This is a genomic window from Olleya sp. NP1-10, assembly GCF_055804415.1.
In genome coordinates, this window is the sequence record NZ_CM147840.1 from 3,484,521 (window position 1) to 3,499,299 (window position 14,779).

Consider the following 14,779-nt stretch of genomic DNA (forward strand, 5'->3'; position numbering starts at 1 on the left):
AATATTAAATTTTAGTTCCAACGTTTTTGACTGTCTTCTTCCATAAACTTTTTAATCTTTTTTTCTTCCCAAGATTTCCCTAGCATTCCGTCGTTTACAAACACTTTGTATGCGTGAAATGATATGCCGACTGCCCAACCAAACATTGGAAAGAAAAACCATTTGTAATCCCAACTTGTTTTATAATTTATAAAAATTAAAAAAGGAATAACGATACAATAGGAAATCAGGTTATAATAAAATTCTTTTAATTCTTCTACATGCTTACGTGCTCTTACATAAGAGTCGTCTAATTGTTGTTTTGGTATTTGTTTCATAATTACTATTTCTTTTGTTAGTATAGGAATTGAAACCATAAAATCGTTTTGACTTTGGTTAATTACTACACGTTTATTAGTTAATAATTGGTAACGTTGTTTGATGTTTTCAAGACCAACTCCACTACTCTTTTTTACTATTTCTTTGGTTTGTAAATTGTTTTCAACCACTAAGTTTCCGTTAGTTTCATAAATTTTAATGTGCAACGGTTTATTACTAGTGACAATATTGTGCTTTACTGCATTTTCTAATAACAATTGTAATGATAAAGGCACGACTTTACTTTCTGGATTTGTGGCTTGTTTTGGTATGTCAAAAATAATACTGTCTTCAAATCTCATTTTTAATAAAGACATATAGGTTTTAGCAAACTTAAGTTCCTCATCTACAGTTACTAAATCTTTATTTTTTTGTTCTAAAACATAACGATATACTTTTGATAAACTGGTTGTAAATTTTTGTGCGTTATCTGGATTTTCTTCAATTAAACTGGTTAATACATTTAAACTGTTGAATAAAAAATGAGGATCTAATTGGTTTTTTAAAGCATCAAATTTAGCACTTGCTGTTCCTGCAATTACTTTTTGTTCTTTCAGCTTATTTTTTTGATATCTATTATAAAAATAAACCACATGAAAGATAGACACAATGGTTAATGTTATCCATAGTCCAAACGAATAGCCTTTCCAAGTTTCATTTGATATAAAAAATAAAAACGAATTACCAACATACACTACAGAGGTAAATGCCCTTAATAAAAACAGGCCTAAAAGTGTAATTAGTGTAGATCCTAAAATCCCTAAAAGTACTCGTTTAACATACTGTCCTGACATCCATTTACGACGTTCCATGTATGAAAAAAACGTCATGTTTGAAAAGCCTAAAACAAAAGCATATAATTGATAGAATATAAAATCTTCTATAAATTGTGTTGTAGTGTCATACTTAAACCCATTGGATAAATATTGTCCAATGACAAAGACTACACAGCCTATAGCAAAAGTTAATATTATATTTTTAAATACTTTGTTCATAATGTTTTGTTATTAAAACAGTTGCAATAATTAAGCTTTACATTGTGCTGTTAATTGCTCTGCACGCTCTTTTCCCCAATTGGGATCAAAAGTAGTTTCTGGTTTAAAGTTAGCAAAAAGTTGCAGAGATTTTTCTATTTGCTCACAAAATGGCTTTGTGTCTTGCCCAAAATATTTAGCACTTCCCATATCCCATTCTGCTTTACACAACATCACACGAGGGTTATTTGGTGCTAATTGTGCTGCTTTAGCATATAATGCATTAATTTTTGGGGATAATGACATGCCGTAAGTTGCACCATCACTAGCGACATAAGCTGTGTGTAGCATGGCTTGTAACACCATATTTTCAGGATTATCCTTTGATCTTGAAACTGCATCATCTAGAAAAGTTTGTGCTTTTTTTAATTGTGCTTCTAAAGCTTGTTTGTCTTTTAGTTTAGTAAAACTGTCTAGAATTAAAACCTGAGCTGCATAATAGGATGGTAACCAGTTATCGCTTTCTGCTGTTGCTATACGTTCAAATAAATTAGAAGCTTCAGCAGGTTGTCCTGATTTCCAAAGCTCGAAGGCTTTATTCATACCAGTTTCATAAGCACTTTGTGCAGATAAAATCTGACTAAACATTAAGGTAATAATAATTGCTATTTTGTACATAATTAATGAGTTATAAATTAACACTACAAATATCCAACACTACTACAGCTTTTAAAAAAGCAGATGACCCAACTGTAAGTTTTTTAGTCTGAATTGTAATAGTTTTATCATTTGCCTTCATTTAGCATTGTTTTTACAACACAAAACCACTAACTTTAAGTCTTAAAACTCGCTATTCATGTCAATAAAAACCGTTGAAATTATTGTATTTAGTACCATTGGCTTATTAATTTTACTAAACACGATTTTAAATATTAACTACTATAAAAATGATACTATTAATGTTGTTATTAAAAATTGGAGCTATAACAAGTACTTTTTTATACCTTTTCTTTGGGGCGTTTTTGGTGGTCACTTTTTTTAGGAAGTAAAAAACCTGTACTTGATATTTTTATTACCCATTGGGAAATCCCTCCAATAGTGCTAGCTGTAATAGTTATTATTATGATTATATATGGTAGAAAATTGCCTAAAGATTATATAATAAAGACCAAGTATCAAATTATCTTATTGGTTAGCGGATTACTATTTGGGCATTTTATATGGTCACAACGTCATGAAGAATTTATCCAATTTACCTTAAACAACTAATAGTATGCGACCTTTAAATCAATTATTAGACAATGATGCTTTTGTAAAAAAGGTACAATACCTAATTATTATTTTATTTATACTTCTAATTGGATTTGACATCTATTTAGCTGTAGATAATACAACGGACAACGATACCATTAGCCGAATTATAAAAACATACACAGATAATGGCTTATATGTATTAACCTTTTTTGGGGAGCTTTGGCTGCCAATTTCTTTTTTACAACAAAACATGTTTTACTAGTCAGTGGTACTGTTGGTAGTATTATTTTGGTTGTTTTTGCTATTTTTATTTATTGGTTTAGCTTAGGTACTAAAGTTGAAACTCTTATTGGACCAACAGAAAACGACATACGTATTGCACATGGTATTTACATGGCTTTTGGGTTTATAATGGCTTTCATTTTTTGGAGGCAAAGTAGTAAGAAGCAGTGATATTGATTGATAAAATCATTAATAATAGTTCTCGATACACTTCTCCTACGTCGAAGCACTAGAACTGACGTTACGTGATGACTTACAACTATTACTTCCGCTAACTTTATTAATACTACTTACTTAATTCGTCACTTCGAGTGATTTGGGAGGTACGAACAAATTGTATCGAGAAGTTTAACTATTAATAGTCCTCGATACACCTCTACTACGTCGAAGCTCTCGAACTGACGTTATGTAATGAATTATACAACCCAATAAACTCAAAATTTATATCCATAGTCGTCACTTCTAGTGATTTGTGAGGCACGAACAAATTGTATCGAGAAGCTATAATTATTAATAGTTCTCGATACACTCCTCCTGCGTCGAAGCACTCGAACTGAAGTTATGTGATAACTCACAACCTAATAAACTCAAGTTTTGTATCCATATTCGTCACTTCGAGTGATTTGTGAGGAACGAGCAAATTGTATCGAGAAGGTATAACTATAAATTATCTAATTGGTTGTCTGTACCTTTCTCGCTTATGGTCCAAAAGAATCCTACAAAGAAAAACTGATCTGCAGCAGGACGCAATGCACGACTATTAAACTGTCCATTTAAATCTGGTGTATTAGCATATTGGTAACCATTAATATTATTAAATCCTAAAGCATTATTTACCGAAAAATATAAGATTTTTTGAGGACTTAACAGGTAAGCCCAATTTAAACTTAAACTATTATAGCTTTTTGTTTTTTGATTTAAAAACCCTTCTTGATTTGGGTCTGTATAACTACGTCCTGAAGCAAAACTATAACTTAAGCCTACTTGACTTTTTAAATTATCTATCCAGTATTTACCAACAACTGATAAGTTGTGTGTATTAGCAAAATTTGGTTGTGCTGCATTTGCATAATTTTTATAATCACGTTGCGTATCTAATAACGAATAGCTTACCCAGTAATCTATATTTTTAATACTTTTATTATCACGAAAAAACAAATCTATACCTTTTGCAAATCCAGCTCCTGAGTTATTAAAATCAGTATCAAAACTTGTAAAATCTGAATCGTATTTTACTAAATCACTATATTGTTTATAATACGTTTCTGCTCTAAAAATCTTTCCATGTGCATTGTATTGGTAGTTTAATATATAATGCTGTGCCTGCTGTGCTTGCAAATCTTGATTAAATTTTAAAATAGTACTATTAGGTTGCTGAAAAAAACGTCCATAAGCTAATGACAACTGACTTTTAGATCCTGTCTTATAAGCTAAAGACAATCGTGGTGACACATTAATATCATCAAACAAAGCACTATATTCCGCACGAAAACCAGCTTTTAAAGCTACCTTTTTCGAGAAAAACACATCAGCTTCTGTAAATGCAGCAGATAGGTTATTATTATAACCATAGCTTACATTGGTGATAGTATCATCATTATAATTCTCGTTAAACTGTGTGGTAAATTGCTCTACTCCAAAGTTTAATTTAAATCGGTTATTAAAACGGTGTTTTAATTTCACCTTAGCATGAACTGAGTTTTGTGTACTTTTAATTTGACTTTCAAACACCTCTGTTTTGGCTTTTGCATAAGTATAACTAGCACCTCCAGAAATTGTCCAATTATTATTTAATGCTTCTTTATAAGAACCATTAAAGTACAAGTTGTTATTATTTAGACTAAACGGAATCCCGTTACTATAATTTATATCCTCTTGAACTAAACTAAAATCTGTGGTATCAAATGCGGAATATAGTTTTAATAATCCATTATTAGTTTTATGTCTAAATACGGCTTCTCCAGAAAGGGTTTCAAAAGGTTGTTTCCAATCGTTTCTATCTTCAAAAAGCTCTAAATATGGTGCTAAATTAATATATGAAGCATTAACACTTAAACTATTTTTACCCCAAATTTGCGTATTACCCAAGTTAGCTCCTACACTCATGATACCTATATCTGTTTTTTCTTGATCTGGCTGATGTATTGTATTTAATTCTAAGATACTTGATAAAGCTTGACCATATTCTGCACTGTAACCTCCTGTTGAAAAAGTAATTCCGTCAAATAAAAATGGAGAATAGCGTCCACGTGTAGGTGCATTATTTGTGGTTGGTGCATATGGTGTAAATACACGTATTCCGTCTATAAAAATTTGCGTTTCTTCGGCTTCTCCACCACGTACAAACAAACGTCCATCTTCAGCAACTGTTGTGGTTCCTGGAAGGGTTTGTAATGCTCCAACAAAGTCTCCTAAAGCACTAGCTGTTGTTACGACGTCTAATGGTTTTAATACTGAAACTTTACTATTGTCTCCTGCAGCAAAGGTACCAGCTGATAGGACTACTGCATCTAATGTATTAACATCTTCACGTAATGTTATTTTCAGGTCTTTAAACTGGGTGATGTTATTAACTAAGGTTTTAGTCTCATAGGATAAAAACGAAACAACTAAGGTTTGTGTTCCTGTTGCTGTGCTTTTAAAACTAAAACGACCATTGGCTAAGGTACTGGCTCCATCGTAGGTTCCTTTTAGGTAAACATTGGCTCCTAAAACAGGTTGTTTGTTTTGATCTGTTACTGTACCTGATATTGTGGTTTGCGCGTGTAGTGTTAAGGTTAATAAAACTAGTAAAAGGGATAATAGAGATTTCATAACGAAGTTTGTTTTTTGATTGTTTGATGGTACAAAGATGTACTGAACCTCTAGGATTTAGAATTTTAAATTTCTGAATTGTTGTTTTTGGCGGATGAGTTGCGTTAGCGGTTGCAGTGGTATCCTTTTTTTGCTGCCACATATGGCAAAAAAAGATTGTAACGTAAAACGCGACCCTTGTGGTAACGCCAAAAAAAATATTTTTAATTTTGTGTAACATCTTTATATTAATTGCTACTAATAGTTAAACTAACTAATCAAACCATTGAGTAAACCACTAGAACAAAATTTTGTTGAATTGTTGGAACAGCACCAAAATATTGTGCATAAAGTTTGTAGACTTTATACCAATAATTATGATGCGCATAACGATTTATTTCAGGAAATAACGATCCAATTATGGAAAGCTTTCCCGAAGTTTAGAGGTGACAGTAAGTTTAGTACTTGGATGTATCGTGTGGGATTAAATACCGCAATTACACTTTACAGAAAGTCTAAACGTACTATTAATACACAAGAGTTTGATAGTGTACAATTTAAAATTAGTGCAGAGGAGTACGATAGTACTGAAGAAGAACAGTTAAAATTGTTATACAAGGCTGTCCACCAATTAAATGATATTGAAAAGGCTTTGGTATTTTTATATCTGGAGGACAAAAATTATAGAGAAATAAGTGAAACAATGGGTATTACTGAAGTTAATGCTAGAGTGAAAATGAATAGAGTGAAAACTAAATTAAGAACCATTTTAAATCCGTAACCTATGGATGAATTAGAATTATTAAAAAAAGACTGGCTTAAGAGTGACGATAAATTTGAAAAAAAATCGGCTGCCCAAATATATCCAATGCTATTAAAAAAATCGTCTAGCATTGTAAAGACGTTATTTTATATAAGTATTGCTGAGTTGGTGTTTATATTATTCTGTAATTTTATTCCGTTTTTTGTGTCGGAGGATTATAAAAATCAGTTTAACGAAACGTATAACAATGGGACTTTTCATTATGTAATCTTAGGGTTATCCTATGTGGTTATTATAATTTTCATCTATTTGTTGTACAAATCGTACAAAACAATTTCGGTTGTGGATAGTACCAAACAGCTAATGAAAAACATCTTAAAAACCAGAAAAATCATTAAATACTATGTGGTTTATAATTTGTTTATGATTGTAGTAATGGCACCTTACTACACTTATTTATCCTTAAAAACTAAGCGTACAGAGTTTGATGTCTCTGCATTATCTACCATTGAATTATCAAAATTTATTGGTGTAGTGACCTTACTGACTTTAATTATGGTTGGTATTGTTTATGCGTTTTACAGCTTGATATATGGTATATTACTAAAGCGATTAAACAGAAATTATAAAGAACTTAAAAAGATAGAAATCTAGCTTTTAGTTAAAACTAAAAAAAGCATCAAAATAAATATTTTTTGATGCTTTTTTTATATTGTAATATTCGGATTAACTTAAAAACTCACGTTGTTTATTAAGTTCTTCTTGCGCTAATAATTCTTTTTCTGGTATCACTTTTAAAAACGAAGGATGTTGCTCGATAGCATATTCTATTTGTTCTACTATGTCTGCAATACTGTCGTTTTCGTAATCAATTTTTAAAGGTTCTTTAATTTCAAAAGATTGGTATACATTTTTCTTTTTAATACGTAACCCTTTTTTATCAAAACTACGTCTAAAACCGTCTATAACAATTGGTACTACTACTGGTTTATAGTGTTTGATTATATGTGCTGTACCTTTACGGATAGGTTTAAATGGTGTTGTTGTCCCTTGCGGAAAAGTCACTACCCAACCATCATCCAATGCTGTTTTAATAGCAGATATGTCAGACATTTTTACCTGTCGTTTGACATCTTTACCTTGGCTACGCCATGTACGCTCTATACTTATAGATCCAGTGTAAGCAAATATTTTAGGAATTAATCCAGACTTCATGGTCTCTTTAGCAGCAACGTAATAAAAGTTTAGTTTAGGATGCCATAAATACCCAACATTTTTAATAGTATCTTGACGGTTACTTAAGGCTGCATTAAAAACATGAAACATGGCGATTACATCTGCAAAATAAGTTTGGTGATTAGATATAAATAATACGTTAGTATCTGGTAAATCTCTGATAATATCAGACCCTTCAATCTGTAAGTCGTTAAAACCTCTATAACGTCTGTGTGTTAAGACACCTAAGATCCTAATCAACCATTTTTTTACAAAAAGTATGTGTCCAAAAGGATTTTTTTAAATAAACCCATAGTTTAATTTTACATTTAGTAAATGCAAATATAGCAAAACCTTTAGGTTAAAGGGTTTGTTTTAACAAGTCTTTGACTTCGCTAAGCATCATTGCGGTTGCTCCCCAAACTAAATGATTGCTTAATTTAAATGCAGGCACCTGTACATCAGCACCATAACTGGTCGTTACCGTTTTTTGTGTTAAGTTACTTTCGCTTAACAAATCGGATAGGTACACTTCTAATAAATCCTCTACCTCACTATCTTGTTTGGTGAAAATTGGTGTACTATCTGCGACTCCTATAAAAGGTTGTACGTAAAAATTACTTGGTGGAATGTAAACTTGAGTTAGTTTTTTATAAACCGTAACTAAGTCAGGAGATACACCAACTTCTTCATGAGTTTCTCTTAAGGCAGTATGCTTTAAGTCATAATCCTCTAATTCTACTTTTCCTCCAGGAAAACCAACTTGCCCAGAATGAACCCCTTTGTAGGTTTTTCTTAATATTAAAATTAGCTTTGTTTGGGCTTCTAAATCTGGATAAAACAACGCTAATACAGCACTTTGCCTTGCGTTTTTAATAGCATCACCTTGCTGTTTTACCAACTCTTGTCTATATGGTGGCACCATTTTAAGCTGAGATGCTTCGGCTGGCAAAGGGATATTTTTTATTTTTGGTAACGCTATGATAAATTCATTAAAATTCATGTTAAAAATGCGCGTATTATTATTGGTTAGTTTGTGTTTAGTTTTATTTAATTGTGAAGATAAACAATCCAAAGCTAAAACAAAAGACATTAAAACTGAAGTCGCTACTAAAAAAGACACAACTCCTAAACGTCAATATCCATATTTAGATAAAGATAATGTAATGGACTTTTTTTTAGAGTTTGAGCCACTTCATAAAGAAAGCAAAGTCCGTATTGTAACCTCTGTTGGAGATATTGATATACAATTGTATGACAAAACTAAATTCCATCGTGCTAATTTTATTTTTTTAGCCAAACAAAAAGCTTTTGACAATACCCAATTCCATCGTGTGGTTAAAAACTTTATTATCCAAGGTGGTAATACAGACAATGTCAATGTGGCTGCAAAACGACGTAAAATTGGTCATTATTTATTACCTACAGATACAAATCGTGGCTTTACTCACAAACGTGGAGTTATATCTATGCCAAGCAGTGATATAGAAAACCCACATAAATTAGCCTCTCCTTACGAGTTTTTTATCACGCAACAAGATGCATTTCATTTAGATGGTGACTATACCGTTTTTGGCGAAGTCACTAAAGGCATGGACATTGTGGATAATATTAATAGTGTGGATGTTGATGAAGCCGATTGGCCTTTACAAAACATATACATTGAAACGGTAAAAATTCTGGATTAAACCTCTTGGTTTCATTTTAACAAGCTACATTTTTTAGCAGTACACAAAACACTTATCTTTAAGCTTCAATAAAAAACTAAACATGAAAACAAACTCAATTTATTCCTTTATAACCTGTACAGTGTTACTGTTTTCTACAAGTTGTAAGGACAAAACAACTAAAACAGAACATACTAAAACCGAAACTGCCATGAGCGACAATATTCTGTTACAAGATTACACTGGACCTTATGGTGGTGTACCTGCTTTTGATAAAATGAAAGTGGACCAAATCCAACCTGCAGTTATTGAGGGTATGGAACAAGGTTTAAAAGACATTGAAGCTATTGCAAATAATACCGAAGCGCCTACTTTTGAAAATACTATAGAAGCTATGGAACGTGCTGGACACGGTTTAAATAACGTATTTACTTACTACGGAATTTTTAGTAGTAATATGAGTAGTCCAGAATTTAGAGAAGTGCAAAGTCAATTAGCACCTAAACTGTCTGACTATCGTTCTAAAATCAATCAAAACGAAGCGTTATTTAAACGCGTCAAAGCGGTTTATGATGCCTCACAAACCAATCCGCTTCCTGCAGACCAACAACGTGTGACAGAGTTGGTTTACAAAGGTTTTGAAATGAATGGAGCCGAACTGGATGCTGAAAAGAAAAAACGCTATGCCGAAATTAATAAAGAGTTATCATCCCTTTACAACAAGTTTGGTGATAATGTATTACATGACGAAGAAAACTACATTACCTACTTAAACAAAGACCAATTGGATGGTTTAAGTGATGGGTTTATAAAATCGGCTGCAAAAATAGCTACAGATAACGGTAAAGAGGGACAATATGCTATTACCAATACCAGATCATCAATGGATCCATTTTTGACTTACAGTACAGAGCGCGAATTACGTAAACAAGTTTGGACCAATTATTACTCTAGAGGAGATAATGGTGACCAATATGATAATAATACGCTTATCGCGGAAATTTTAAAACTACGTAGAGAGCGTGTTAAATTATTAGGATATAGTAATTATGCCGAATGGCGTTTGCAAGACCGAATGGCTAAAACACCAGCCAATGCTACGGGACTAATGGAAGCTGTATGGCCAGCAGCAATAGCACGTGTAAAAGAAGAAGTTGCAGACATGCAAGATGTTGCAGGTGATGATTTAAAAATACAACCTTGGGATTACCGTTTTTATGCTGAAAAAGTAAGACAAAAAAAATATAATTTAGACAGTGACGAGGTTAAACAATACTTACAATTAGACAAATTAACGCAAGCCTTATTTTATACAGCTGGACGATTATTTAACTATAACTTTACTCCAGTAAAAGAAGGTAAAGTTCCTGTTTTTCATGAGGATGTAAAAGTTTGGGAAGTAACAGACAAAGACAGTGGTAAAGCCATAGGCTTATGGTATTTAGATCCATTTGCAAGACCAGGAAAACGCTCAGGTGCTTGGGCGACAACCTACAGAAGTCACACCACATTTGATGGTCCAAAAACAGTATTAGCATCCAACAACTCAAACTTTGTAAAACCTGCACCAGGAGAAGCTGTATTAGTGTCTTGGGATGATGCCGAAACATTTTTTCACGAATTTGGACATGCTTTACACTTTTTCTCTTCTAACGTAAAATACCCAACTTTAAATGGTGGTGTTAGAGATTATACCGAGTTCCAGAGTCAGTTATTAGAGCGTTGGTTATCTACAGACGAAGTTATTAATCAATTTTTAGTACACAACAAAACTGGCGAACCTATACCAGATAGTTTAGTACAAAAAATTAAAAAAGCATCTACCTTTAATCAAGGATTTGCTACAACCGAATATTTAGCATCTGCTTTAATGGATATGAAACTACATTTAGCAGATCCAGAAAACATTGATATTGATGCTTTTGAACGCGAAACTTTAGCCGAATTAAATATGCCAAACGAGTTACCAATGCGTCACAGAACACCACACTTTGGACACGTATTTTCAGGAGAAGGCTATGCAACAGCTTATTACGGATACATGTGGGCAGATGTGTTAACAAGTGATGCCTCTGAAGCATTTAAAAATGCACCAGATGGTTTTTATGACAAAGCTGTAGCAGATAAATTAGTTAAATACTTATTTGCACCAAGAAATAGTATTGATCCAGCTGAAGCTTTTAGATTATTTAGAGGTCGTGATGCTAAAATCGAAGCCTTATTACGCGACAGAGGTTTTCCTGTACCAACAAATAATTAAACCGAAATAATCATCACTAAAAGGAATAAATATCCCGTAATAATATTACGGGATATTTATTCCTTTAATTATTATACAACTAGTTGTCTGTAATTTAAGCTAATCGTAAACAAAAAATAATTTTAATGAAATTCATAGAATTAGAACTTTATACAAAAAAATTTGAGTCTGAATTGAAATTCTATTCAAAAACATTAGGTTTTAAACTTTTAAAACAAAGTGATATTTCATTTACAGTCCAAATCGGTTGGAGTAAATTAACCTTTAAAAAATCCAAAAAAGAATACAAATACCATTATTGTTTTTTAATCCCAGCAAACCATCTAAACAAAGCATTAGATTGGATGGAAAAGAGAACAAAAGTAATAGATATTGAAAACGGTAGAAAAACTCAAAAATTTGAATCTTGGAATGCAGACTCTTTCTATTTTTATGATGCTAGCGGAAATGTAGCTGAATTCATTGTCCGTTATGACCTGAAAAATGACGATAAAACTGATTTTGATATTTCAAAAGTATTAGGAATAAATGAAATGGGAATGCCTACAAATGACGTAAGAAAAATAAATACACAATTAGAAAACGAATTGGGTACTAAATTTTGGAAAGGAGATTTCGAAAGGTTTGGAACAAACGGAAATCAAGAAGGAATTTTATTGTTACCTAACTATAAAGTAAAAGAAATTTGGTTTCCAACAACTTTAAAGATAAAACCACAACCTTTTAACGCTATTATTGAAAATAATGAACAAGAATATAAAATAGAATACATAGAAGAACGATTAAAAATAAAAATGATTGCCAACACCAGTAACCGTTGCACAAGACTATAAATTATAAAAAAACAGGCTTCTATAATTGCTTTTTAAGGCGTTTTCTTTTTTAAGTCCACTTTACAATTAACTATTTTAATATTCCTTAAAAACAACTTCAAAAGCTTATATACATGATTTATGCTAAAAACAATAAAGCAAGCTGAAAATTTACGCTTACTTCAAAGCAAATTTTCAACAAACATGTTTATTAGACATAAGTTCCCGAAACAGTTTTAAAAAATAATCAGAATTTAAAAAGCCAAGACATAACACTACACATAATTTATAACTCCCTTAACCTATTCACAAAAACACTCCCAGATTTTCTATTCGGTTTGTATCTACTAACCTAGTTACACAAGCACACAACAACCTCATAAACAAACATATTCAACACAATGCGCCAAAGCAAATTTTCTGCAATACATTAACAAAAATCAAACAATTAAATACAGACACCTATCTAAACACAAAATAAACACTGGCTAAAAATACGTAGTTATACGTATTGAATTTGCAAGTGCATTATTATAATTTAGCTATCAATAAACAACAATAATAAAAAGACAATTATTTGATATAAGTCACAAAAAGTTGTCATAACGGGAAATATAACCCCAAAAACAACTATATTAGTTGTCATATAACCAGTTAGGCACAATTAAAACCCAAAACAAGAATGAAAATCACTTTAAACTTAATCTTATTCTTTTTCATTAACTTCTTATTTAGTCAAGATAATAAGTTGGAATTATCTATCGATATTGATTCAGATGAAAAAATTGAAACAATTAATTTTAGGAATTTCAGAGGTAATTTAGAATATAAATTCAATGAGCAAACAAACCTTAATTTTCAGAATGAATTGACAGAGGAGTATTTTTTTGACATTAAAACTCAAGATAGTTTATACAAAAAGAGGGTTTGGCTAGACCAAGGGAGTTTTGATATTAAAATTTCTGTTAAGTCTAAATCTCTACAGATAAATGTCATAGGTTCTGAAATTTTTGACAAAATTACCGAATATAACAAAGGGTTTAAAAGTCTTAACTCAACAGATGCAACTGACGAAGAAATAAGCAAGTTTTTATTTAAACAACTTAACAAGAACATTGATAATCCATTCTCATTTATGATTGGATTGAATATTATGTTTAAAAATCAAAACAATCAAGAAGTACTTTCTCAACTGATGAGTATAATAAATTCACAACCAGAAAATTTAAAAAGTCATTACACTTCTGGCTTGTTAATTAAAACTCTAAAATCAAAACTGAATAGTGGTAATATCAAACTATCTGATTTCACATTTTTAGACCAAAATAATAACGAGCAAAAAATATATATTGAGGATAATAAATATATACTGCTTGACTTTTGGCATACTGCTTGCCCACCTTGTCTTAAAGACCATATAGAAATTAAAACATTAACAGAGCGTTTTAAAAAGAATAGAATTAAAATTGTCAGTTTATCAAGCGACCAAGGAAATAGAATTGAAACTTGGAAAAAATATCTAAATTCAAAGAATCTTTCTTGGACAAATTATATTGAAAAAGAAGCAAACGGACTGACGGATAATTTAGCAATAAGTATTTTTCCGACTTACATCTTACTTGATAAAGAAAATAATGTAGTCGTATACACGAATTCATTATTGGAAATAAAAACTAAACTGGAATAAAATAACTGTGCCTAACACCGTGTATAATTAATTGCTTTGGCAAGTGCCTACTTGGAAAATTCCTTTGGAATTTTCTCAGGTTCGTATTTGTTTGCTAAATTAGTTGCTTAACCACGCAACTAACCATACACGAACACGTTGGCAAACATTAGATGAAACATTACGCAGGAAAAACCTCAGAGTACTTTTGGGTTGAATTTAGCTCAACAGATTTTGATTTAATATCATTGGTTGAGCAAATGCCAAATTTATTAATTGGAAAATATCTTGCAATTATATGTTTTGATGGCGGAATTTTTGTTCCGACAGAGGAAGAAAGATTAAGAGGTTGGAATAAAATAAACGAAGTTAGTTTTTCGCCTGTTTTGACAAAAGCAGAACTAAAATGTCCAATATTTGAAGATTACGACCAATGGTGTTTATTTGAAAACAAAACTGAAATTGAATCTATGAGTGACTTTGTGAATTACGGAATGTTCACTTTAAAGGATAGAAATTTTGAACTGGATGATATTGACCCAACTTGGGATAAAGTAGCTCTTAAAAACGATTTGAATCAAACTGAAAAGCTTCAAAGAAAATTCTGGTTGGAATTGAAAGAAATTAATCCTGACAGTTTTATACTGAATGGAGATAATTTTATTTATTGTTCCAAAAACGAAAAAGAAATTGAACAATTAATAACGGTTGCCAACACCGTATAAAATTAATTGCG

13 protein-coding genes and 1 pseudogene are annotated in these 14,779 nt (G+C 31.5%); 9 read left to right on the plus strand and 5 right to left on the minus strand.

Annotated elements, in window-relative coordinates; genetic code table 11:
• Positions 1 to 11: 11 nt before the first annotated feature.
• On the minus strand, positions 12 to 1,352 hold the full coding sequence (locus tag AC0L4B_RS16385) for a 2TM domain-containing protein (RefSeq protein WP_473437850.1): 1,341 nt from the start codon (positions 1,350 to 1,352) through the stop codon (positions 12 to 14).
• Positions 1,353 to 1,382: 30 nt separating this feature from the next.
• The gene (locus tag AC0L4B_RS16390) at positions 1,383 to 2,009 is read right to left on the minus strand and encodes a hypothetical protein (protein ID WP_473437851.1); all 627 of its coding nucleotides are present in this window, start codon (positions 2,007 to 2,009) and stop codon (positions 1,383 to 1,385) included.
• A gap of 178 nt (positions 2,010 to 2,187) precedes the next feature.
• On the opposite strand from AC0L4B_RS16390, the gene AC0L4B_RS16395 reads away from it, so the two are divergent.
• Positions 2,188 to 2,373 (plus strand): hypothetical protein, encoded by a 186-nt coding sequence (locus AC0L4B_RS16395; protein WP_473437852.1) that lies wholly within the window; start codon positions 2,188 to 2,190, stop codon positions 2,371 to 2,373.
• Positions 2,374 to 2,604: 231 nt separating this feature from the next.
• Entirely contained in the window at positions 2,605 to 2,847 is a 243-nt protein-coding gene (locus tag AC0L4B_RS16400) for a hypothetical protein (RefSeq protein WP_473437853.1), read from the plus strand.
• Between the two features lie 680 nt (positions 2,848 to 3,527).
• On the opposite strand, the gene AC0L4B_RS16405 is transcribed toward AC0L4B_RS16400, so the two are convergent.
• Positions 3,528 to 5,681: a TonB-dependent receptor gene (locus AC0L4B_RS16405; RefSeq protein ID WP_473437854.1), complete on the minus strand. Its 2,154-nt coding sequence runs from the start codon at positions 5,679 to 5,681 to the stop codon at positions 3,528 to 3,530.
• Between the two features lie 265 nt (positions 5,682 to 5,946).
• On the opposite strand from AC0L4B_RS16405, the gene AC0L4B_RS16410 reads away from it, so the two are divergent.
• Positions 5,947 to 6,441 carry an RNA polymerase sigma factor gene (locus tag AC0L4B_RS16410; protein WP_473437855.1) on the plus strand — a complete coding sequence of 165 codons (495 nt, stop codon included), beginning with the start codon at positions 5,947 to 5,949 and terminating at the stop codon, positions 6,439 to 6,441.
• A 3-nt stretch (positions 6,442 to 6,444) separates the two neighbouring features.
• Entirely contained in the window at positions 6,445 to 7,077 is a 633-nt protein-coding gene (locus AC0L4B_RS16415; protein ID WP_473437856.1) for a hypothetical protein, read from the plus strand.
• Positions 7,078 to 7,149: 72 nt separating this feature from the next.
• Here AC0L4B_RS16415 and AC0L4B_RS16420 read toward each other — a convergent pair.
• Both AC0L4B_RS16420 and AC0L4B_RS16425 read right to left on the minus strand, forming a co-directional pair.
• Positions 7,150 to 7,952, minus strand: a pseudogene (locus AC0L4B_RS16420) (lysophospholipid acyltransferase family protein).
• Between the two features lie 47 nt (positions 7,953 to 7,999).
• Positions 8,000 to 8,641 (minus strand): NUDIX hydrolase, encoded by a 642-nt coding sequence (locus AC0L4B_RS16425; RefSeq protein ID WP_473437857.1) that lies wholly within the window; start codon positions 8,639 to 8,641, stop codon positions 8,000 to 8,002.
• Positions 8,642 to 8,648: 7 nt separating this feature from the next.
• Here AC0L4B_RS16425 and AC0L4B_RS16430 point away from each other — a divergent pair, with 7 nt between their 5' ends.
• The 5 genes from AC0L4B_RS16430 (at position 8,649) to AC0L4B_RS16450 (ending at position 14,768) form a co-directional block, all read left to right on the plus strand.
• Positions 8,649 to 9,326 (plus strand): peptidylprolyl isomerase, encoded by a 678-nt coding sequence (locus AC0L4B_RS16430; RefSeq protein WP_473437858.1) that lies wholly within the window; start codon positions 8,649 to 8,651, stop codon positions 9,324 to 9,326.
• An 82-nt stretch (positions 9,327 to 9,408) separates the two neighbouring features.
• On the plus strand, positions 9,409 to 11,565 hold the full coding sequence (locus tag AC0L4B_RS16435) for a M3 family metallopeptidase (protein ID WP_473437859.1): 2,157 nt from the start codon (positions 9,409 to 9,411) through the stop codon (positions 11,563 to 11,565).
• A gap of 125 nt (positions 11,566 to 11,690) precedes the next feature.
• On the plus strand, positions 11,691 to 12,398 hold the full coding sequence (locus AC0L4B_RS16440) for a VOC family protein (protein WP_473437860.1): 708 nt from the start codon (positions 11,691 to 11,693) through the stop codon (positions 12,396 to 12,398).
• A 661-nt stretch (positions 12,399 to 13,059) separates the two neighbouring features.
• Positions 13,060 to 14,064, plus strand: coding sequence for a TlpA family protein disulfide reductase (locus AC0L4B_RS16445; protein ID WP_473437861.1), 1,005 nt, complete (start codon positions 13,060 to 13,062; stop codon positions 14,062 to 14,064).
• Positions 14,065 to 14,216: 152 nt separating this feature from the next.
• The gene (locus AC0L4B_RS16450) at positions 14,217 to 14,768 is read left to right on the plus strand and encodes a hypothetical protein (protein WP_342862894.1); all 552 of its coding nucleotides are present in this window, start codon (positions 14,217 to 14,219) and stop codon (positions 14,766 to 14,768) included.
• Positions 14,769 to 14,779 lie beyond the last annotated feature (11 nt).